Here is a 21,860-nt window from a genome sequence, read left to right as displayed (position 1 = left end):
CAGGGGCAGGTCAGGCGGTACGGCGGACCACCAGCTCCACCGGCAGCACCGTGCTGCGCGGTGGATCCTCACCGGCCAGCCGCTCCAGCAGCCGGCTGGTCATGGTGGCGCCGAGGTCGGCGATCGGCTGGCGCACGGTGGTGAGCGGCACCCGCTGCTGGTCGGCGGCCTGCACGTCGTCGAAGCCCACGACGGCCACCTCGTCGGCACCGGTGCCGACCCGGCGCCCGGCGTGCTCCAGCGCCCGGATGACCCCGAGGGCCTCGAGGTCGGAGCCGGCGAAGACGGCGTCGAGGTCGGGCCGGCGCCGCAGCAGCTCGGCGGTGGCCGCCTCGCCGCCGGCGACCGTCCAGTCCGCCGACTCGACCAGCTCGGGCTCGAAGTCCTCCCCCAGCGCCTCCCGGTAGCCCGCGAGGCGGTCCTGGCCGGCGCACATGTCCAGCGGGCCGGCCACGTGGGCCACCACCCGGCGCCCGGCGCGCCGCAGGTGCTCGGTGGCCAGCCGGCCGCCCCCGACGTTGTCGGCGTCGACGTAGTAGAGCGATGCGCCGGTGAGCGGCCGGCCGCTGAGCACGGTGGGCACGCCGATCGCCTCCAGCTCCTGCGGCAGGCGGTCGCGCCCGTGCAGCGAGAGCAGCAGCACTCCGTCGACGTGGCCCGCGGCGGCGTAGGCCAGGAAGCGCCGGTGCTCCTCCTCGCGCGAGGTCACCGTGAAGACCAGCTGCTGGCCGGCCCCGGCCACCACCCCCTGGGCACCGCGCAGCATGCCGAAGAAGAACGGGTCGGAGAACATTCGCTCCTGGGACTCATCGACGCAGAACGCGAGTGAGTTGCTGCGCCCGGTGACCAGCGAGCGGGCCGCCTGGTTCGGCGTGTAGGAGAGCTCCTCGGCCGCGGCCAGCACCGCCTCGCGCGCCTCGTCGCTGACGTTGGTCTGCCCGCGCAGCACCCGGCTGGCGGTGGCGCGCGAGACCCCGGCCCGTGCGGCGAGGTCCTCGAGCGTGGGGGTGCGACGCGGCGTGGTGGTCATGGCTGCTCCACGACCCACAGGGTGCCGTACGGCGGCAGGACGACGTCGCCGGCGGCATGGGGCGGCAGCGGCACGCCGGCCAGCACGTCGAAGGGACGAACGAGGCCGACGCCCAGGATCCGGTCGTAGGGCACCGCCTGGTCGCGGTCGGTGACGTTGTGCAGTGCCAGGAACGCGCCGCTGGGATGGTGCCGCTCGAACCCGAGCACGCCACGCGGCAGGTCGCGCAGCGGCCGCCCGGTCACCGAGCCGTGCAGCTGCGGCAGCCTGGCCCGCACGCGGAACAGGTGCACCAGACCGGTGAACACGCGACCGGCCGCAGTGGTCGTGTCGTGGCGTTCGGCGGCCCGCGACCAGTCCAGCGCCGGGCGGTGCGCCCAGCGGTTGTCGCCGGCGTGCTCGGGCACCTCGGCCCAGGCGTCGTCGTCGGGCTGAGCGAGCTCGTCGCCGCTCCACACCACCGGGATGCCGCCCCAGCCGGCCGCGACGGCGTGGGCGAGCAGGATGCGCTCCACGCCGTGACGGTCCTGCGGCCCGGCCAGGCTCGCGGTGGTGCCGCTGGTGCGGCGGTCGCCGGTGGCCTCGTTGCTCTGGAAGACCAGGCCGCGCGCCCAGGAGCCGGGGAACTCCCCGGCGTACCAGTCGGCCAGGAAGCGCCGATGGTCGAAGCCGGAGAGCCCCACGGCGGCGGCGTCGCGGTCGTCGATCGCCCAGCCGATGTCGTCGTGGCAGCGCACGTAGGTCAGCCAGGTGCCCGACGCCGGCTTGTCCGGCAGCGCCGCCAGCGCCTGCACCGCCAGTGTCGCGTCGTGGCTGGCCAGGGCCGACCAGACCTGCACCATCAGCGTGTTGTGGTAGGCCAGGTCGCTGACCCGGCCGGCGTGCTCGCCGACACCGAGGTAGGGCACCAGGTCGTCGGGGCCGACGATCGCCTCGGCCTTGAAGGCCACCGCCGGCGCCGCGATCCGCGCGACCGTCCGCAGCAGCTGGGTGACGGCGTGCACCTCCGGCTGGTTCTGGCAGGTCGTGCCCAACCGCTTCCAGAGGAACGCGATGGCGTCGAGCCGGAACACCTCGACGCCGACGTTGGCCCAGGTGAGCACCAGGTCGGCGAACTCGCGCAGCACCTGGGCGTTGGACCAGTCGAGGTCCCACTGCCAGGAGTTGAAGGTGGTCCACACCCAGGCCTGCGCCTCGTCGTCCCAGCTGAAGCTGCCCGGCGCGAAGTCCGGGAACACCTCGGGCAGCGTGTCCTCGTAGGCGTCGGGCCCGGTGCGGTCACCGAAGAGCCAGAAGTAGTCGCGGTGCACCGGGTCGCCGGCGCGCGCGGCCACGGCCCACTCGTGCTCGCGCGCGACGTGGTTGAGCACCAGGTCCATGACCAGGCTGATCCCTCGACTCCGCAGCGACGCGGCGAGGGCGCGCACGTCCTCCACCGTGCCGAGGTCGGCGCGCACCGAGCGGAAGTCCATCACCGCGTAGCCGCCGTCGTTGGGCCCCGGCCGCGGGGTGAGGAACGGCATCAGGTGCAGGTAGCCGACGCCCAGCTCGGCGAGGTGGTCCACGTGCCCGGCCACGCCGGCCAGGTCGCCGCCGAAGCGGTCGGCGTAGCAGGCGTAGCCGACCATCCCGGGCTGCTGCAGCCAGTCCGGACGCAGCAGCCGGCGCTCGTCGAGGCGGTGGAGGTCCTCGCTGCGCTCGGCGTAGGCCCGCGCGGCCAGGCACACCAGGTCCTCGACCAGCCGGTCGTCGTCGGGGTAGACCTGCGCGGCGGCGTCGACCAGGTCCTGCCGCCAGCGCTCGACCCGGTCCTCGAACGCCGTCACCCGGTGCGCAGCGAGCCCGGCCAGCGCGCGCTCCAGGCCCGTCTCCACCCGACTATTCAAACGCACGTGGCCGGCCGTTTGCTCATACCTGTGCAGTGCACGGACATGAGGGTTCCGCCCGGCCGGCACCCTCGTCAGCGTGGACGCCGTGCTCACCCCACTGCGCGTCCTGACCGCTGCCGCCGCCACCCTCGTGCTGGTGCCGCTCAACGCACCCGCCGCCCATGCTGCTGCTCGGGCCGACTCCTCCTACAGCGCCTCCCTGTCGACCGCGATCTCCCACATCCCGGTCGCCGCCGAGGACCGCACCGGCTACGAGCGGACGAAGTTCACGATCTGGGTCGACGCCGACGGCAACGGCTGCGACACCCGCGACGAGGTGCTCATCGCCGAGGCCACGCAGGCGCCGACGGTCGGCTCGAGCTGCTCGCTCAATGGCGGTGAGTGGTACTCCAGCTACGACGGCGTCACCACCACCGACGCCTCCGACTTCGACATCGACCACCTCGTCCCGCTGGCTGAGGCCTGGGACTCCGGCGCCTCGGCGTGGACCGCCCAGCACCGTGAGGACTACGCCAACGACCTCGGCGACGACCGCACGCTGGCCGCCGTCTCGGCCTCCTCCAACCGCTCCAAGGGCGACCGCGACCCCGCCGAGTGGCTGCCCGCCGACGACGACTGCGCCTACGTCGAGCACTGGGTCGCGGTGAAGATCCGGTGGGGCCTGACCCAGGACTCCGCGGAGAAGGCCGCGATCTCCGACCAGGCGGCGAGCTGCGGCAACCCGACGATCACGGTCAGCGTCGTCTCGGAGTAGATCTCGTGGACCAGATCGTCCCCGACTGGTGAGGCCTGTCACTCCGGCCTGACTGACTGTACAGTCAGTCGCGAAGGAGTCGACATGACCACGCACCCCGTCCGCACCACCCTGCCCGGCTCGGCGTACCACTCCGAGGAGACCTGGCGGGTGGATCAGGAGCGGGTGTTCTACCGCAACTGGGTCTACGTCGCGCGGGCCGAGCGGCTCCCCCGGCCGGGATCGTGGCTGCGCGCCGAGATCGCCGGCGAGAGCATCCTGCTGGTGCGCGGCAAGGACGAGGTGATCCGCGGCTTCTACAACGTCTGCCGGCACCGTGGATCTCGGCTGTGCGAGGACGAGCAGGGCTTCACCCGCAGCCACCTGCGTTGTCCGTACCACGCGTGGGGCTACGCCCTCGACGGCACGCTCGTGCAGACGCCGATGATCGAGAAGGACGAGATCGACCGCGAGACCACCTCGCTGTGGCCGGTGCGCGTCGAGGTGTGGGAGGGGTTCTGCTTCGTCAACCTCTCCCGCGAGGAGCCGCGTGCGTTGCTGGAGCACCTGGCCGACCAGACCGACGACGCGCTCTCCCTGGCCCGCGTCGGGCTGGCCGAGCTGCGCATCGGGCACATCTCCACCGTCGACGTCGCCGCCAACTGGAAGATCGTGCTGGAGAACTACCAGGAGTGCCTCCACTGCCCCACCGTGCACCCCGAGCTCGTGGCCGTCGTGCCGGCGTACAAGAAGGGCTGGGTGACCGAGACCGGCCGCGACGACGGCGGCGTCACGCTGGCCGACGGACGCACCACGCTCGCCGTCGACCCGCGGCTGCGGCTGCCGCTGCTGCCGGGACTGCGCGAGCAGGAAGGGCCGGCCGCCTACTTCGGCGCGGCCGTCTACCCGACGATGTTCCTCGACGTCGACGGCTCCACGGCGCTGGCCACCGCGGTGTTCCCGACCGGTCCCCGCAGCTGCCGGCTGGTGACGGAGTACCTGTTCAGCCCCGAGGCGCTCGAGGACCCCGACTTCGACCCCTCGCCGGTGGTGGAGTTCAACGAGCTGGTCACCCGGCAGGACAACGAGGCCTGCGAGCGCGTCCAGGTCGGCGTCGCCTCGCGCGCCTTCACCCACGGCGTCTTCCCGGCCAAGGACTCCTTCGTCCACGCCTTCGACGAGCGCTACCGCCGCGACGTCGAGTGAGCCCCGGGCGAGCCGGGAGCCGAGACCACAGGCACCCGGGACGTGTGCGCGGCCGACGGCAGCCGCGGGGTGGGCATGAACCTCGGGGACGGCCGTCAGGATGCGACGCCTCGCCACCCCACACGCACGAGGATGTGACGCCTCAGCGGGGCACGAGGCGCGCGTCCAGCGCCAGACACCCGCTCGGCAGGGCCAGCAGCGGATTCACCTCGATCTCGACCAGCTCGGGATGCGCGGCGGCGACCCGGGAGACGACGCCGACCGCCTCGGCCAGAGCGTCGAGGTCGACCGGCGGACGGCCCCGGACTCCGGTGAGCAGCGGTGCTGCGCGCAGCGAGAGCAGCAGCTCGCGGGCGCGCGCGGCAGTGACCGGCGGGAGTGCGCACGCGGTGTCGGCCAGTACCTCGGCGTGCACGCCGCCCAGCCCGACCAGCAGCACCGGGCCGAACGTCCGGTCGCGCACGCAGCCGGCGATCACCTCGACGCCCGCGCCGAGGTCGGCCATCGCCTCCACCGAGACCGACGGCGGATCGAGCCGCTGGACCAGGTCGGCGTACGCCGCGCGCGCGGCCGCGAGGTCGGTGAGACCCAGCACCACGCCCCCGGAGTCGGACTTGTGCACCGCACCCAGTGCCTTGAGCACCAGGGGGAAGCCGGTCTGGCGCACCGCCGCCTCGATGTCGGCGGCGTCGACCACCTCGCGAGCCACCGGGAACCGCAGTCCCGCCTCGGTCAGGAGGGTGCGGGCGGCGGCGTAGCCGAGGTCGCTCACGGGCGCGGCCGGGGCCGGCAGGTCCGGCGAGCCCGGCGAGTCGACCGCGCTCAGCGCCGCCAGCAACCCCGCCGCACGGCGCACGTCGCGGTGCACGGGCACGCCCGCGGCCCGCAGCACCAGGGCGGTGGGGCTGTCGGGGAAGACGGTGTGCACCACCAGCGCCTTGGGCTGCGCGGTCACGGCCTCGGCGATCGTGGCCGCGGCGGCGAGCTCCAGCTCGCCTGGACCGTCGGCCTGGCTGGAGTAGCCGCCGAACCAGCCGGTGAGCAGCACTCCGTCGACATCGGCGGCATCGAGCAGCGAGGTGACCGCCAGGGCGTAAGCCGTGGGGTCGCGGTCACCGGCGCCGGCCAGGTCCACCGGGTTGGAGGTGGTGGAGCTGGGCCGCAGCACCGAGCGCAGCCGCTCGCGGGTGACCGGCTCGAGCAGCGGCACCTCCAGGCCGGCGTCCACCAGTGCGTCGGCGGCCACCGCACCGTGCCCGCCGCCGTCGGTGACGACGGCGACCCGCCGGCCCTGCAGCCGACGCCGGCCCAGCAGCCCCTCGAGCAGGTCGGCCATGCGCACCGGGTCGTCCACGCGGCGGACGCCGGCGGCGACGCAGGCGGCGTCGACGACCTGGCTGGCGCTGGTCATCGAGCCGGTGTGCGAGACCGCGCTGCGCACGGCCGCCTCGGAGCGACCCGGAGAGAGGAGCACGACCGGCTTGCCGGCGCGCACGAGTTCTCCGGCGGCGGCCACGAACGCGCGGCCGTCGACGACGTCCTCGACGTAGAGGGCCACCGCCCGCGTGCCGTCGTGGTCGAGGCACCCGCGCATCGCCTCGACCACGGTGAGCTGGGCCTGGTTGCCCAGCGAGACGAAACGGGCCACGCCCAGGTCGCGCTGGGCCAGCAGGTCGGCGAGGTCGAGCACGAGGTTGCCGCTCTGGCTGAGCACCGTCACCTCGCCGGCGGGCAGCCGGGCGTGGCCCAGCTGCAGCCCGGCACCGGTGTCGGCCACCCCGAGGCAGTTGGGACCGACCAGCACCGCGCCGCCCGCCCGCGCGACCGCGACGGCCTCGGCCTCCAGCCGGGCGCCGTCGGCCCCCATCTCGGCCAGCCCGGCGGTGATGGCGACGATCGCCCGGGCCCCGGAGGCCACCGCTTCGGCCACCGTCGCCACCAGCGCAGCCGCGGGCACGCAGACCACCACGAGCTCCAGCGACGTCCCCAGCCCCGCGTGCGCCGCGGCCAGCGACTCGTACGTCGCCCGGCCCAGCACCGGGACGCCCGCGCGGTTGACCAGGGCGACCTCGCGCCGGCGGACCGAGGAGGCGGACTCCACGGCCCGCCGGCTGAGGATGTGGCCCCACTTCGCCGGATCCGCGCTGGCCCCGACCACGGCGATGCTCGCGGGGTCGAACAGCGCGCTCAGGTCGACCGGGTCGCCGGCCGTGGCAAAGCGGTGTGATTCTTGACACGCCACGGTGGCGACCCTAGCATCCCTGACTGACTGAGCAGTCAGAAATGGTGGTGAGTCCGGTGACCGACGCCCGACAGCGCATCCTCACCGCGGCCGCCGACTGCATCGTCCGCGACGGGCTGGCCGGGGTGCGCATGGCGGCGATCGCCCGGGAGGCCGGGGTCTCCTCGGGGCTGCTGCACTACCACTTCGACACCAAGGAGCAGCTCTTCGCCGAGGTGCTCACCTTCTCCTCCCACCTCTCCGACGAGCTCACGGTGCAGGCCCTCGACCGCGCCGGCACCCACCCCGCGCAGCGGTTGGCCGCGTTCTTGGACCGCTGCCTGCCCAGCGACGACCGGCTGCGGCACGACTGGCTGCTGTGGCAGGAGTTCGAGGTGCTCAGCCTGCGCCAGCCCGAGCTGGCCAAGGCCAGCCTGGAGCTCTACGAGACGCTCTACACCGCCGTCGCCGACATCGTCTTCGAGGGCGTCGAGGCCGGCGTCTTCGAGCTGCCGGCCCGCGAGGTGCGCACCACCGCGGAGGCGGTCGTGGCCCTGTGCGACGGCATCGGCGAGCGGGTGCTGGCCCCCGACGACCTCAGCCTCGCCGACGCCCGCGAGCGCGTGGCGGTCGCCGCCGGCCGGCTGGTCGGGCATCACGGTCCGCTGCCCTCGCCGGTGCGCGACGGCGTCTACCAGCTCTCACAACGATGACCGGCCTGCGCCGCCGCACCCTGCTGCGGTCGGCGGCCCTGGGGGCGGCCGCGGCGACCGCCGGGTGCGCCTACATCCCCAGCGACCAGCAGGTCCACGCCACCTTGAAGCGGTCGGCCAAGGCGAAGGTCGACGGCGACCTCGTCTACTTCAACTGGGCCGACTACCTCGACCCCAGCGTGCTCAAGGGCTTCGAGAAGGAGTACGGCGTCAAGATCATCCAGTCGAACTTCGACTCGATGGAGGGCATGTACGCCAAGCTCCAGGCCGGCAACCAGTACGACATCGTCTTCCCGATCGCCAAGTGGGTCGTGAAGCTGCGCCAGGAGGGCCGGCTCCGCGCCATCGACCACGCCCAGCTGAGCAACGCCGACCAGGTCTTCTACTCCGGGTCCTACTTCAACGATCCCTGGTACGACCGCGGCTCGCGCGCCTCGGTGCCCTTCACCGTCTACAAGACCGGCATCGCCTGGCGCACCGACCGGGTCTCGGCGATGACCGGCAGCTGGCGCGACCTGTGGAACACCGAGGCGACCAAGCACATCTTCACCCTCGACGACCAGGACGAGGCGCTGGCGATGGGTGCGCTGCTGCTGGGCTACAACGTCAACACCGCCAAGCCCAAGGAGCTCGACGCGATCACGAAGCTCCTGATCAGCCAGAAGAAGTACCTGCGCGCCTACTCCTCCGACGACGTCAACGACATGGCGCGCGGCGACGCCTGGATCCACCACATGTGGAGCGGTGACTTCATGTACCTGCGCACCGACATCGCCAAGTACCAGAAGCTGTACGACTTCGAGGCGCCGAAGGAGGGCGTGCCGATCAACTCCGACGCCTACTGCATCCCGGCCGACGCGCCCCACCCCGGCACGGCGATGCTCTTCATCGACTGGCTGCTGCGCCCCGAGAACGCGATCAAGAACATCGACTACCTGTGCTACCCGTTCCCGGTGAAGGACGCGGTCGCCCACTTCGAGGAGCTGGCCAAGGACGTGCCGGCCTGCAACGTCGACGTCACCGACCTGGAGAACCCGAACGTCTTCCGGCTGCTCTCCACCGACGCCGTGCACCGCCGCACGGCCGCCTGGACCGACATCAAGGCCAGCTGATGGACTCACCCCACCTGACCGCCACGCTGGAACGAGAGGCGCGCCCGGTGCGCCGGCCCGTCCGCCGGACCCGGCTGTGGGACCTGCTGCTCGCGCTGCCGGCGGCCTGGATCGTCGTGTTCTTCGTGTCCAGCATGGTGATCGTCGTGCTGCTCTCCTTCGGACGCACGCAGCAGGACGGCCAGCCGGTGTTCGGCCACCGCCTCACCAACTACGACGCGCTGTGGGACGAGGTGTACCTGCGGCTGTTCCTGCGCTCGCTCACCTACGCGGTGGCCACCACGCTCGTGTGCGCGCTCATCGCGTACCCCGTGGCCTACGTCATCGCCCTGTACGGCGGCCGGTTCAAGAACCTGCTGGTCGCGGCGATCGTGGTGCCGTTCTTCGCCAGCTACCTGATCCGGATGTACGCCTGGTCGGCGATGCTGGGCGACGACGGCGTGGTCAACAGCGTCATCCGCAAGGCCCACCTCGGCGGCGGCGTCAGCTTCCTCAACACCCCGTACGCCGTCGTCGGCGGCCTGGTCTACGGCTACGTGGTGTACATGATCCTGCCGGTCTACGCCGCCCTGGAGCGGATGGACCGCTCGCTGGTGGAGGCGGGCAAGGACCTCTACCACAGCCCGCTGCGCACGTTCTGGTCCGTGACGCTGCCGGCCACCCGGGCCGGGCTCTTCGGCGGCATGCTGCTGGTGTTCCTGCCCGCGCTGGGCGACTTCGTCAGCGCCCAGCTGCTCGGCGGGCCCGACACCTACATGATCGGCAACTTGATCCAGCAGCAGTTCCTCGAAGGCCAGAACTGGCCGCTCGGCTCGGCGATGACCGTGGCCATGATGATCGGGCTGACGGTGTTGATGGTCGGCTACCTGCGCGCCACGACGACCCGGCGGCGGGAGGCCTGATGGCCGGCGTCGAGCGGCGGCCACGCCTGGCGAGCGTCGTCACGGTGCTGTTCTTCGCCTGGCTCTACGCCCCGATCGTGGCGGTGGTGGTGTTCAGCTTCAACAGCATCCGGTCGCTGTCGACCTTCGGCGGCGTGAGCACCCGCTGGTACGCCAGCTTCTTCCACGACGACTCGCTGATCCGCTCGCTGCTGGCCAGCATCGCGATCGCGACGGTCTCGGCCGTGGGCGCGCTGGTGCTGGGGACGATGCTGGCGCTGGGCCTGGAACGGATCAGCTCGCGCACCGGCCGCGCGGTCGGCGCCGTCACGCTGCTGCCTCTCGTCACCCCCGAGATCGTCACCGGCGTCGCGGCCCTGCTGTTCTTCCACGGCCTGGGGCTCAAGCTGTCGCTGCTGACGGTGACGCTGGCCGAGATCACCTTCTCCATCGCCTACGTGACCGTCATCGTCCGCGGCCGGCTGGCCGCGATGTCGCCGGAGGTCGAGGAGGCCGCCCGCGACCTGGGCTGCACGCCGTGGCAGGCGGTGCGGCTGGTGACGCTGCCGACCCTGGTGCCCGCGCTGGTCGGCGCGGGACTGCTGGTGTTCGCGCTGGTCTTCGACGACTTCGTGCTGGCCTTCTTCACCACCGGCGTCGACCCGCAACCGCTGCCGGTGCGCATCTACTCCTCGATCCGGTTCGGGGTCTCCCCCGCCATCAACGCCGTCGGCACCGTCGTGCTGGCGTTCTCGGCCCTGCTCATCGTGCTGGCGCTGGTGGCGCCGCGGCTGCTGCGCCGCGGCGGCGCCGGCGGACTGGACCTGATCACCGGAGGCGAACGCTCGTGACCATCCCCCCTCCCACGGCGCAGACCCCGCTCCACCGCCGTCCCGCCGTGCCCGGGCAGCCCGGCGAGGCCCGTTCGCCCGGCCCCGAGAGCGCCGTACGGCTGCGTGGGCTGACCAAGACCTTCGGCGGACAGACGGTCGTCGACGCCCTCGACCTCGAGATCGGCCGCGGTGAGTTCTTCTCCCTCCTCGGCCCCTCCGGCTGCGGCAAGACCACCACGCTGCGGATGATCGCCGGCTTCTCCGACCCGACCGCCGGCACCATCGAGGTGGGCGGCGAGGACGTCACCTCGGTGCCGCCGCACCGTCGCGACGTCAACACCGTCTTCCAGAGCTACGCGCTCTTCGACCACCTCGACGTGCGCCGCAACGTCGGCTTCGGCCTGCGCCGCAAGGGGATCGACCGAGGTGAGGCCGACCGTCGCGTCGCCGAGGCGCTGGAGCTGGTGCAGCTGGCCGACCGCGCCCGCGATCGCCCGGCGCAGCTCTCAGGCGGCCAGCGGCAGCGCGTCGCGCTGGCCCGCGCGATCGTCAACCGGCCGCAGCTCCTGCTGCTCGACGAGCCGCTGGCCGCCCTGGACCTCAAGCTGCGCCGGGCCATGCAGCTGGAGCTGAAGGCCATCCAGCGCGAGGTCGGCATCACCTTCTTGTTCGTCACCCACGACCAGGACGAGGCGATGAGCATGAGCGACCGGATCGCGATCATGCACGACGGCCTCATCGAGCAGTGCGGCACACCCGAGGACGTCTACGAGAACCCGACCTCGGTGTTCGCGGCCGGCTTCATCGGCACCAGCAACCTGATGCCCGGCACCTACCGCGCCGGCCGCGTCCACGTCTGCGACGGGCTGGCCGTGCCGGTCTCGGGCGAGGGTCTGGTGGACGGCGAGTCGGTGAGCGTGGCCGTGCGCCCGGAGAAGATCTGGCTCTCCGAGCTCACCGACGCGATGGTTCGGGTGCCGGGACGCGTGGCAGCGTCCAGCTACCACGGCGCCACCACGCAGTACCTGGTCGACGTCGCCCCCGGCGTCACCCTCACCGTGCTCGAGCAGAACCTCCCCCGGATGCGGCCCGAGGACCGCTGGACCAAGGGCGCGCAGGTCGAGCTGGGATGGCTGCCCGAGCACGGGGTGGTGCTGCGGTGAGGGGGCTGTGGTGATGGGACTGCGGGCTCGCGGGGCCGCGCGATGACCACCGGCGTCCTGGTCGTCGGGGCAGGCCTGGCGGGGCTCTGCGCCGCCCGCGACCTCGAGGCCGGCGGGGCGGACGTGACCGTGCTCGAGGCACGCCCGCGACCCGGCGGGCGGGTGGAGCAGGTGGAGCTGCCCGACGGCCGGCTGGTGCAGCTCGGCGGCGAGGTCGTCGGCGACGCGCACACCGCGTACCTGGGTCTGGTGGCCGAGCTCGGGCTGACCATGGTGCCCAGCTACGTGGCCGAGCCGGGCGAGATCACCCGGCAGATTCCCGAGTCCGTGGACGTCGGGGAGCCGCCCGCGTGGTTCGGCGGCGACGACGTCGCCTCCTACGACGTCGTCGAGGAGGCGCTGCGCAAGGTGGTGGCCGGCATCGACCCCGACGACCCCTGGTCGTGCCCGGACCTGCACCGCCTCGACGCGATGAGCGTCGGCGACTTCGTCCGCGCCGCCGGAGGCACGCCGGCGGTGGTGCGGGCCATGGAGCTGGTGCACCTGAGCCTGGCCGACGGCTCCATCGAGCGGCAGAGCATGTTCGCCTACGCCCGCAAGATCGCGGTGGGAGGCGGGTCGGGGTCCTACGACGTCGGCGAGTGGGAGAACCAGCGGGTCGCCGAGGGCTCGGCCACCGTGGCCCTGCGGATGGCCGACGGGCTGCGCGACCTGCGCCTGGCCACGCCGGTCTCCCGCATCGAGGTCGGCCCCACCTGTCGGGTCACCACCGCGGCCGGCGAGGTGCTCACCGCCGACGCCGTGGTGCTGGCCGTGCCGGCCGGTCCGGCCCGCGACCTCGAGATCACCGGCGTCGGCGACGCCCGGTTGACCTCGCTGCGCCGGCAGCGTCACGCCTGGGCCGCCAAGTACGTCGCCGCCTACGACGCACCGTTTTGGCGCGAGCACGGCCAGAACGCGCTGGCCGAGAGCGAGGGCGTGCTGGGCTCCACCTGGCCGCAGAGCGACGGTGTGCTCTCGGCGCTGGTGCCGCCCGAGCGGTTCGCGGCGTTCGCAGCGGCCGACCCGGCCACGCGCGAGCGCGAGGCACTGGCCCAGCTCGCAGCCCTCTACGGTCCGCAGGCACTGACCCCGATGAGCACCTGGACTCGCTGGTGGGGCACCGACCCGTGGACCCAGGGCTACGTCACGCAGTGGCGGCCCGGCGACGTCGAGGCTGTCGGGCCGCTGCACGGCACGCACGAGCCACCGTTCTACGTCTGCGGCTCCGACCAGTGGGTCGCCGGCTACATGGAGGGGGCCGTCCGCACCGGGCGGGCGGCCGCACGAGCACTGTGGGGAGAGCAGCACTGATGGACTTCGGGCTCACCGAGGAGCAGCGAGCGGTCGTCGCCACGACCCGGACCTTCGTCGAGCGGGAGCTCTACCCGCACGAGGAGGAGGTCGAGCGCACGGGCGTGCTGCGTCCCGAGCTGGCCGCCGAGATCGCCGGCAAGGCGATCGACGTCGGCCTCTACGCCGCCAACATGCCCGAGGAGGTCGGCGGCGCCGGCCTCGACACGGTCACCTGGGTGCTTTACGAGAAGGAGCTGGGCAAGGCCGGCTACGCGCTGCACTCCGCGGTCGGGCGGCCCTCGAACATCATGCTCGCCGGCACCGAAGCCCAGCGGGAGCGCTACCTGCTCCCCAGCGTGCGCGGCCAGCGGCGCGACTGTCTGGCGATGACCGAGCCCGGCGCCGGCTCCGACCTGCGGGGCATGCGCACCCGGGCCCGGCGCGAGGGCGACGGCTGGCGGATCACGGGCACCAAGCACTTCATCAGCCACGCGCACGAGGCCGACTTCGTCATCTTGTTCGCGCGCAGCGACGAGACCGAGGACGGCAAGGCGATCTCGTCGTTCCTCATCGACCTCGACACACCCGGCGTCGTCGTCCACGAGGGCTACCGCAACGTCTCCCACCGCGGCTACACCAACGCCATCCTCGACTTCGACTGCCTGGTGCCCGACGACTCGCTGCTGGGCGAGGAGGGCGCCGGCTTCGACCTGGCCGGCACCTGGCTCGGCTCGACGCGGCTGCAGGTGGCGGCCGGCTGTCTCGGCCGCGCCGAGCGGGCGCTGGACCTCGCGGTGCGCCATGCCGCCGAGCGCGAGCAGTTCGGGCAGAAGATCGGCCGCTTCCAGGGCATCGGGTTCAAGCTGGCCGACATGCGCGTGGAGCTGAAGGCGGCCGAGCTGATGACGCTCGAGGCGGCGTGGAAGTACGACCAGGGCACCTGCACCGACGCCGACATCGCCGCCGCCAAGCTCAAGGCCTCGGAGATGCTGGCGATGGTGGCCGACGAGGCGATCCAGATCCACGGCGGCATGGGTCTCATGGACGAGCTGCCGCTGGAGCGGATCTGGCGCGACGCCCGCATCGAGCGGATCTGGGACGGCACGTCGGAGATCCAGCGGCACATCATCTCCCGCTCGCTGCTGCGGCCGCTCGGCGCGTGATGGAGCCCGTCTCGACGCGCCGCGATGGCGGCATCTACGAGGTCACCCTCGACCGTCCGAAGGCCAACGCCATCGACCTCGCCACCTCGCGGCTGCTGGGCGAGGCGTGGGCGGCGTTCCGCGACGACCCCGACCTACGCGTCGGCATCATGCGCACGGCCGGGGAGAAGTTCTACTCAGCCGGCTTCGACCTCAAGGCCGCGGCGGCCGGCGACGCGGTCGACGGCGACTACGGCGTCGGCGGGTTCGGCGGCCTGCAGGAGCTGCCGGGCCTCGACAAGCCGGTGATCGCCGCCGTCGAGGGCATGGCCGTGGGAGGCGGGTTCGAGCTCGCGCTCTCCTGCGACCTGATCTACGCCGTCGCCGACGTCCGCTTCGGACTGCCGGAGATCAACGCCGGCACGCTGGCCGACGCCGCCACCATCAAGCTGCCCAAGCGGATGCCGTACCACGTGGCGATGGAGCTGCTGCTCACCGGACGCTGGATGGAGGCGGACGAGGCCCACCGTTGGGGCCTGGTCAACCAGGTGCTCCCCGACGCCGAGGCGATGTACGCCCGCGTCTGGGAGGTCGCCCGGCTGCTGGAGTCCGGCCCGCCGCTGGTCTTCGCCGCCATCAAGGAGACCGCGCGCGCCGCCGAGGGGGCCGACTTCCAGTCCACGCTGGACCGCGTGACCCGCCGCGAGCTGCCCACCGTCGACGCCCTCTACGGCTCCGAGGACAACCAGGAGGGCTTCCGCGCCTTCGCCGAGAAGCGCCCGCCGGTCTGGAAGGGGCGGTAGGCCCGACCACCGGGCGCTCGTCGAGCGCTCGTGTCACGGCGGGATCTGATATCGAGGGGAGCATGCCTGGTCGGGAGCTGGCGCGCGTCGAGACCGAGCGCGGAGAGCTGGTGCTGCGCGAACGGGAGGACGCCCTCGGAGCTGTGGTCGAGCTGCGCGCCAACGGCCTGTTCGTCATGGACACCCGCGAGACCAGCACCGAGCGCGTGCTCGCCACCGCCTCGCTCGCGCTCGTCGCCGACCCGCGCCGGGTGATGGTCGGCGGCCTGGGCCTGGGCTTCACCGCCCGCGAGGTGCTGGCCGACCCGCGAGTGCACCGGTGCTGCGTGGTCGAGATCGAGCCGACGCTGGTGGAGTGGATGCGGCAGGGCACGGTCCCGCACGGGCCGGCCGTGCTGGCCGACGAGCGGCTCGACGTCGTCGTGGCCGACGTCGCGGCGGCAGTGCGCGAGGCCGGTCCGGCCTCCTACGACCTGCTGCTCCTCGACGTCGACAACGGCCCCGCCAACCTGGTGCACCAGGCCAACGCGGCCCTCTACGAGGAGCCGTTCCTGGGCGCCGTGGCCGCGATGCTGCGCCCGGGCGGCGCCGTCGCGGTCTGGTCGGCTGCGCCCGCCCCCGAGCTGGAGGCGGCGCTGCGCAGGGTGCTCGGCGAGGCAGCGAGCGCGGCGCACCCTGTGGACCTGCAGGGGCGGGAGGAGCTGTACTGGCTCATCGGCGGGCGCACTACCGTGTGAGCCATGACCTCACCCCAGGACAGCGACGAGTTCCGCATCGAGCACGACTCGATGGGCGAGGTGCAGGTGCCGAAGGCCGCGCTGTGGCGCGCCCAGACCCAGCGGGCGGTGGAGAACTTCCCCATCAGCGGCACCCCCATCGAACCGTCGCTGATCAAGGCCATGGCGCGCGTGAAGGCCGCCGCCGCCACCGCCAACGAGCAGCTGGAGGTGCTCAAGCCCGAGCAGGCGCAGGCCGTGCGCGAGGCGGCCGCCGCCATCGTCGCCGGCGAGCACCTCGGTGAGTTCCCGATCGACGTCTTCCAGACCGGGTCGGGCACGTCGTCGAACATGAACATGAACGAGGTGCTGGCCACCCTGGCCACCCACGCCGGCACCGAGCTGCACCCCAACGACGACGTCAACGCCAGCCAGTCCTCCAACGACACCTTCCCGACCTCGATCCACGTCGCGGCCGCGGTGTCGACCAGCGACGACCTGCTGCCCTCTCTCGAGGTGCTGGCCAGCTCCCTGGAGGCCAAGGCGACCGAGTTCGCCGACCAGGTCAAGTCCGGCCGTACCCACCTGATGGACGCCACGCCGGTCACGCTGGGCCAGGAGTTCGGCGGCTACGCCGCCATCGTCCGAATGGGCGTCGAGCGGCTGCAGGCCACGCTCCCCCGCGTGCTCGAGCTGCCACTGGGCGGCACCGCCGTCGGCACCGGCATCAACACCCCCGACGGGTTCGCCGAGAAGGCCATCGCCGTGCTCGCGGAGGACACCGGGCTCGCCTTCACCGAGGCGCGCAACCACTTCGAGGCCCAGGGCAGCCAGGACGGGCTGGTCGAGCTCTCCGGCCAGCTCCGCACCATCGCCGTCGGCCTGGTCAAGGTCTGCAACGACCTGCGCTGGATGGGCAGCGGCCCCACGGCCGGCCTGGGCGAGATCGCGCTGCCCGACCTGCAGCCGGGCTCGAGCATCATGCCCGGCAAGGTGAACCCCGTGCTGCCCGAGGCGACGCTGATGGTCTGCTCGCAGGTCATCGGCAACGACGTCGCGGTCACCACCGCCGGAGCCAGCGGCTTCTTCGAGCTCAACGTGCAGCTGCCGGTCATCGCCCGCAACCTGCTGGAGTCGATCCGGCTGCTCGCGGCCGCCTCGCGCACGCTCGCGACGCGCTGCATCGACGGCATCACGGCCAATACCGAGCGGATGCGCGCCTACGCCGAGTCCTCGCCGTCGATCGTGACGCCGCTCAACAAGTACATCGGCTACGAGGCCGCCGCCAAGGTCGCCAAGACCGCGTTGGCGAACAACCAGACGATCCGCGAGACCGTCATCGCCCTGGGCCACCTCGAGCGCGGCGACCTCACCGAGGAGCAGCTCGACGCCGCCCTGGACGTCCGGAGCATGACCCGCTCCTAGGTGCGGTCGGAGAGCCGGCCCGTACGCCCCGTACGCCCCGGCCGTGCCGTCTGGGCCGACGCCCCGGCGTCGTCGTGGGAGTACTCGATCCGGTCGCGGCCCATGCTCTTGGCGCGGTAGAGCGCCTCGTCGGCGCGCCGCATGCACTCCTCGACCGATTCACCCGGGCGGATGGTCGCGAACCCGATGGAGCACGTGCGACCGGCGGGAACGGCGGCGCGGATGCGCTCGAGCACCGGCCGGGCGTCGGAGAGGTCGCAGTCGCGCAGGGCGATCGCGAACTCCTCACCACCCCAGCGCGCCATCACGTCGACGTCGCGCACGGTGGCGTTGGCGGCGGCGGCGAAGCCCGAGAGCAGGATGTCGCCCTCGAGGTGCCCGAACTCGTCGTTGAACTGCTTGAAGTGGTCCAGGTCGGCCACGGCCAGCACGAAGGGAGAGCCCGTGCGGCGGCTCTGGGCGAGCATGTCGGCGACACTGTGGTCCCAGCCGCGGCGGTTCATCAGCCCGGTGAGCGGGTCGACCCGCGACCGCTCCTCCAGCTGGCGCCGTAGCCGTTCGGCCACCAGGGCGCTGCCCAGCTCGGCGGCGACGGTACGCACCGCGTCGCGCTCGATGGCGCCGACCGTGGCCACGTTCTGCGGCCAGCCGATGGTCACCAACGCGACCCGGCTGTCCGCCTCGCCCACCGGCTGCCACATCATGCTGGTCAGGTCCACCAGGCCGAGCAGCGCAGGATTGACCCGGGGGTCGTGCGGCGCGTCGGCGATGAACATCGGCTTCCCGCTGCGCCACACGTCGCCCGAGACCGACTGCTCGGTGAGGTCCACCTGGACGCCGCGGAGCTCGGGCTTGGTGCAGCCGGTGATGACGAGCGTCTGGTCGTCGAGGGGTTCGGCGATCGAGACGTGGACGGCCCCGGCCAGCCGCTCCAGGTGAGCGACGGCCACCGGCCTCGGATCCAGGCCGCGTTGGGAGGCCGAGGAGATGTCGGCGACGGCGCGCAGCCCGTCGCGGGAGCGGATCAGGTCGCGCTCCATCACCTTGCGTGAGGTGACGTCGTCGACGTGGGAGAGCACCCACGCCTCGCCCTCGGGTCCGGTGATCGCGGTGGCCCAGAGGTTGAGGGTGATCTCGGTGCCGTCGCCACGCACGACCCGGCGCTCCGCGCTGATCGGACCGCTCAGGTGCATGTGCGCGCGCCGCTTGCGCACCATCTCGGCGCTCAGCCGCTCGTCGGGATGCACGTAGCCCTCGGCCAGCGTGCCGATCAGCTGCTCGCGCGGAACGCCCAGGATCCGACCGGTGGCCTCGTTGGCGTCGAGGATGACGCCGTCCATGTCGCTGACGAAGATGCCGACCGGGCTGCTGTGGAACATCGAGCGGAAGCGGCTCAGCTCGCGCCCGTGCAGCTCACGGGTCCGCGAGAGCGCCAGCGCCTGCTCGTCCAGCGCCTCCCCGGTACGGGTCAGCTCCTGGTCGAGCCGGTCGCGGATCTTGAAGACGACGCATGAGAGGACCATGCGCAGCAGCAGCTGCTGGACGTGGCCGCGCACGTCGTCGGCCGGGAAGCCGAGGAGGTGGACCTCCAGGAGCCAGAGCATCCCACCGCCGAGGAGCAACGCGCCGAGCACCTGCCAGCGCACGGTCAGCACTCCGAAGACCAGGAAGGTCACGTTGAGCAGGGAGGTGATCGTGATGTCGTGCAGCACCGCGATCCCGGCCAGGACGTCGGCCAGGGGTACCAGGCACAGCACGACGAGCAACAGCTCGACGGTCCGCGGGTCCTCCACGCGATCGGCGATCCGTGAGACCACCCCGCACACCAGCCCGCTGGCGACGCTGAACGCCGCGGTCACGGCCACGTGCGGGTGGGTGTGTGAGACCAGGTCCACGACGGCCAGCACCAGGTAGAGCAGGCACGAGACGCTGGAGGCGATGCGCAGTGCCACCAGGCCGCCCCACATCCGAGACGGCAGCTCCACCATCGTCATAGCGACAGTGTGTCGAATTCTTGCGCGTTATGCCCGGTTTACGACGAAATAGTGGGAAACGTCGTTACGGAACGCCGTGCCGCAATGGCGGGGCTGGGGACCGCGCTCAGTACCAGCCGTGCCCGGCCTTGAAGCCCCACGCGGAGCAGGCCGAGCCGTAGCGCTGCTGGATGTAGCCCAGACCCCAGCGGATCTGGGTCTCGGCGCTGTTGGCCCAGTCGGGGCCGGCCGAGGCCATCTTGGAGCCGGGCAGCGCCTGGGGGATGCCGTAGGCCGAGGAGCTGGGGTTGTCGGCGTGGACGTTCCACTTCGACTCCTGGGTCCAGATGCGGTCCAGGCAACCGAACTCCGAGGTCTTCAGGCCGTACTCGGGCATCAGGGCCCGCGCCAGTTCGCGAGGGTCCTCGGAGTTGATCTTCTCCACCGAGGTGCGGGCCACGCCGCCGGCGTTGGACAGGGCGGCCTGCTTGAGGCGGTCGGCCTCGGCGCGGCGGTCGCCGGAGGACCGCGAGACGCCCGAGCTGCGATCGGAGAGCGCGGTGGCCGCGTGAGCCGCGTTGTGGGAGACGTGGCTGGGGTTGGCGTCGACCAGATCGCCCGCGACGGCCGGTGCCGCGGTCGGCGACGCCGTGGACAGCACCCCTCCGGAGACCGAGATGCCGGTCGCGACGGTGGCGACGCCGCCGGTGAGCAGAGCGGAGCGCACGCCGGTCCGCAGGGCGGACGGGGCCGGTACGTCTCGATGTCTCGGGACGTAGTTCGTACGTGGGGGCACCAGCAGATCTCACAGACTTCGTCGACGTCGGGGGCCGTCACGACGCGTCGTCACGCGCCGAAGTTCGCCCCACCATGTCGAACCGGGCTGGGGCCGTGCAACTCGAACGGCCGAACTGCCGGGATTATCTGATCCCGCCAGAACCATCAGTCACACAAGGAACATCGACCCCAGCCCGGGTCGATTCACAAGGTCACGTTCTCCAGCATCTCGGTGACCAGGGCGGCGATCGGTGAGCGCTCGGAGCGGGTCAACGTGACGTGGGCGAACAACGGATGGCCCTTGAGCTTCTCCACCACCGCGACGACGCCGTCGTGACGGCCCACGCGCAGGTTGTCGCGCTGGGCCACGTCGTGGGTGAGCACGACCTTGGAGTTGCTGCCGATCCGCGACAGCACGGTCAGCAGCACATTGCGCTCGAGCGACTGCGCCTCGTCGACGATGACGAACGCGTCGTGCAGCGAGCGGCCGCGGATGTGGGTCAGCGGAAGCACCTCGAGCATGCCGCGCTCGAGCACCTCGTCGATGAGGTCGGGCCCGGCCAGCGCCCCCAGCGTGTCGAAGACGGCCTGCGCCCAGGGCGACATCTTCTCCGACTCGCTGCCGGGCAGGTAGCCCAGCTCCTGCCCGCCGACGGCGAACAGCGGGCGGAACACCACGACCTTCTTGTGCTGGCCCCGCTCGAGCACCGCCTCCAGACCGGCGCACAGCGCCATGGCCGACTTGCCGGTGCCGGCGCGCCCGCCGAGGGAGACGATGCCGACCTCCGGGTCGAGCAGCAGCTCCAGGGCGACGCGCTGCTCCGCGCTGCGGCCGTGGATCCCGAAGGCCTCGCGGTCGCCGCGGACCAGGTGCACGCGCTTGTTGGGCCCGACCCGCCCCAGCGCGCTGCCGCGCTCGGAGAGGAGCACCAGCCCGGTGTGGCAGGGCAGGTCGCGGGCCGCGTCGAGGTCGGTCGCGCCCTCGTCGTAGAGGACGTCGAGGTCGGTGCCACCGACCTCCATCTCGGCCATCCCGGTCCAGCCGGTCTCGGACTCGTGGGCCAGCTCGGCGCGGTACTCCTCGGCGTCGAGCCCGACGGCCGAGGCCTTGATCCGCATCGGCAGGTCCTTGGAGACCAGCGTCACCGCGTAGCCCTCGTTGGCCAGGTTGGTGGCCACGGCCAGGATCCGGGTGTCGTTGTCGCCGAGCCGGAACCCCGAGGGCAGCGTCGTGGCGTCGGTGTGGTTCAGCTCGACGCGCACCGTGCCGCCCACCTCGCCGACGGCCACCGGCTCGTCGAGGCGGCCGTAGGTGATCCGCAGCTCGTCGAGCAGCCGCAGGGCCGTGCGGGCGAAGTAGCCGAGCTCGGGGTGGTGGCGTTTGCCCTCCAACTCGGTGATGACCACCACCGGAAGCACCACCTCGTGCTCCTCGAAACGGTTGATCGCACCCGGATCGGCCAGCAGGACGCTGGTGTCGAGGACGTAGGTACGGCGGCTCCCCAGCTCGTGAGGAGACCTACGGGCGGTCGTGCTCTGGACCTTCGGCGACGCGGTCACTGCTCATCCCCTGTTCGACCGGGCACACGCGCGAGCGTCGCGTCCCGGTCCGGATCAGGCCCCGCGAGCGGGGCGCACGGACCGGGCGGTGTGCGATCGTGAAAGCCACGAAGCTGCCTCCCGGGTCGACCGGCTTCCCCACCGCCCGACTCCGTGAACGTACGACTCAGCCGTGGCGCAGATGACGACGACACGCTGGCTGGCGCATGACGGTGGGGTTAAGTGCTGGGCGGCGGGAGGGCGGGTGGCTGCCTTCGGCGATCGAGGGGCAGCGTCGGCCTGGACGGCTCACAGCGGTGCGGCCGCGCCACCGCCCACATCCGGGCGAACCGGGCGGTTGCCTCCCGA

General features: G+C 72.2%; 18 protein-coding genes. 12 read left to right on the top strand and 6 right to left on the bottom strand.

Going from position 1 to position 21,860, the window contains the following annotated elements; all coding sequences use genetic code 11:
• Positions 1-10: 10 nt before the first annotated feature.
• Together D9V37_RS02105 and D9V37_RS02100 are read right to left on the bottom strand one after the other, a co-directional pair.
• Positions 11-1,030 (bottom strand): LacI family DNA-binding transcriptional regulator, encoded by a 1,020-nt coding sequence (locus D9V37_RS02105; RefSeq protein ID WP_121804454.1) that lies wholly within the window; start codon positions 1,028-1,030, stop codon positions 11-13.
• Positions 1,027-2,904, bottom strand: coding sequence for an alpha-amylase family protein (locus tag D9V37_RS02100; protein WP_121804453.1), 1,878 nt, complete (start codon positions 2,902-2,904; stop codon positions 1,027-1,029). The genes D9V37_RS02105 and D9V37_RS02100 overlap by 4 nt, the downstream gene beginning before the upstream one ends.
• A gap of 91 nt (positions 2,905-2,995) precedes the next feature.
• On the opposite strand from D9V37_RS02100, the gene D9V37_RS02095 reads away from it, so the two are divergent.
• Complete coding sequence (locus tag D9V37_RS02095; RefSeq protein ID WP_198412317.1) at positions 2,996-3,673, top strand: HNH endonuclease family protein; 678 nt, start codon at positions 2,996-2,998, stop codon at positions 3,671-3,673.
• A gap of 84 nt (positions 3,674-3,757) precedes the next feature.
• Complete coding sequence (locus D9V37_RS02090; RefSeq protein WP_121804452.1) at positions 3,758-4,858, top strand: aromatic ring-hydroxylating oxygenase subunit alpha; 1,101 nt, start codon at positions 3,758-3,760, stop codon at positions 4,856-4,858.
• 142 nt (positions 4,859-5,000) lie between these two features.
• Here the strand turns inward: D9V37_RS02090 and D9V37_RS02085 are convergent, their stop codons facing one another.
• Entirely contained in the window at positions 5,001-7,100 is a 2,100-nt protein-coding gene (locus D9V37_RS02085) for an acetate--CoA ligase family protein (protein WP_121804451.1), read from the bottom strand.
• Between the two features lie 56 nt (positions 7,101-7,156).
• Between D9V37_RS02085 and D9V37_RS02080 the strand changes: the two genes are divergently transcribed.
• The 10 genes from D9V37_RS02080 to D9V37_RS02035 all read left to right on the top strand — a co-directional run bounded on the left by D9V37_RS02080 (position 7,157) and on the right by D9V37_RS02035 (position 17,202).
• A complete protein-coding gene (locus tag D9V37_RS02080) occupies positions 7,157-7,792 on the top strand; it encodes a TetR/AcrR family transcriptional regulator (RefSeq protein ID WP_158604347.1) in 636 nt (211 codons plus the stop codon).
• A complete protein-coding gene (locus D9V37_RS02075; protein WP_121804449.1) occupies positions 7,789-8,904 on the top strand; it encodes a polyamine ABC transporter substrate-binding protein in 1,116 nt (371 codons plus the stop codon). Before D9V37_RS02080 ends, D9V37_RS02075 begins: the two co-directional genes overlap by 4 nt.
• Positions 8,904-9,806: an ABC transporter permease gene (locus D9V37_RS02070; RefSeq protein ID WP_121804448.1), complete on the top strand. Its 903-nt coding sequence runs from the start codon at positions 8,904-8,906 to the stop codon at positions 9,804-9,806. The genes D9V37_RS02075 and D9V37_RS02070 overlap by 1 nt, the downstream gene beginning before the upstream one ends.
• On the top strand, positions 9,806-10,636 hold the full coding sequence (locus tag D9V37_RS02065) for an ABC transporter permease (protein ID WP_121804447.1): 831 nt from the start codon (positions 9,806-9,808) through the stop codon (positions 10,634-10,636). The genes D9V37_RS02070 and D9V37_RS02065 overlap by 1 nt, the downstream gene beginning before the upstream one ends.
• On the top strand, positions 10,633-11,781 hold the full coding sequence (locus D9V37_RS02060; protein WP_232524687.1) for an ABC transporter ATP-binding protein: 1,149 nt from the start codon (positions 10,633-10,635) through the stop codon (positions 11,779-11,781). The genes D9V37_RS02065 and D9V37_RS02060 overlap by 4 nt, the downstream gene beginning before the upstream one ends.
• A gap of 42 nt (positions 11,782-11,823) precedes the next feature.
• On the top strand, positions 11,824-13,134 hold the full coding sequence (locus tag D9V37_RS02055) for a flavin monoamine oxidase family protein (RefSeq protein WP_121804446.1): 1,311 nt from the start codon (positions 11,824-11,826) through the stop codon (positions 13,132-13,134).
• Complete coding sequence (locus D9V37_RS02050) at positions 13,134-14,279, top strand: acyl-CoA dehydrogenase family protein (protein ID WP_121804445.1); 1,146 nt, start codon at positions 13,134-13,136, stop codon at positions 14,277-14,279. The genes D9V37_RS02055 and D9V37_RS02050 overlap by 1 nt, the downstream gene beginning before the upstream one ends.
• Complete coding sequence (locus D9V37_RS02045; protein WP_232524737.1) at positions 14,279-15,061, top strand: enoyl-CoA hydratase-related protein; 783 nt, start codon at positions 14,279-14,281, stop codon at positions 15,059-15,061. The genes D9V37_RS02050 and D9V37_RS02045 overlap by 1 nt, the downstream gene beginning before the upstream one ends.
• Before the next feature lie 62 nt (positions 15,062-15,123).
• A complete protein-coding gene (locus D9V37_RS02040) occupies positions 15,124-15,798 on the top strand; it encodes a spermine/spermidine synthase domain-containing protein (RefSeq protein WP_121804443.1) in 675 nt (224 codons plus the stop codon).
• Positions 15,799-15,801: 3 nt separating this feature from the next.
• Positions 15,802-17,202, top strand: a complete 1,401-nt coding sequence (locus D9V37_RS02035) for a class II fumarate hydratase (protein WP_121804442.1) — start codon at positions 15,802-15,804, stop codon at positions 17,200-17,202.
• Here the strand turns inward: D9V37_RS02035 and D9V37_RS02030 are convergent.
• The 3 genes from D9V37_RS02030 to D9V37_RS02020 form a co-directional block, all read right to left on the bottom strand.
• Positions 17,199-19,196, bottom strand: a complete 1,998-nt coding sequence (locus D9V37_RS02030) for a sensor domain-containing diguanylate cyclase (RefSeq protein WP_121804441.1) — start codon at positions 19,194-19,196, stop codon at positions 17,199-17,201. The two genes, D9V37_RS02035 and D9V37_RS02030, sit on opposite strands and share 4 nt — an antisense overlap.
• A gap of 106 nt (positions 19,197-19,302) precedes the next feature.
• The gene (locus tag D9V37_RS02025) at positions 19,303-19,902 is read right to left on the bottom strand and encodes an aggregation-promoting factor C-terminal-like domain-containing protein (protein WP_121804440.1); all 600 of its coding nucleotides are present in this window, start codon (positions 19,900-19,902) and stop codon (positions 19,303-19,305) included.
• Positions 19,903-20,156: 254 nt separating this feature from the next.
• Positions 20,157-21,512, bottom strand: a complete 1,356-nt coding sequence (locus tag D9V37_RS02020) for a PhoH family protein (RefSeq protein WP_121804439.1) — start codon at positions 21,510-21,512, stop codon at positions 20,157-20,159.
• Between the last annotated feature and the right edge of the window lie 348 nt (positions 21,513-21,860).

Source organism: Nocardioides mangrovicus, assembly GCF_003674065.1.
Taxonomy (GTDB): Bacteria; Actinomycetota; Actinomycetes; order Propionibacteriales; family Nocardioidaceae; genus Marmoricola; species Marmoricola mangrovicus.
Note: the sequence above shows the minus strand (reverse complement) of the source record. Positions and strands in the feature narration are given on the sequence as shown.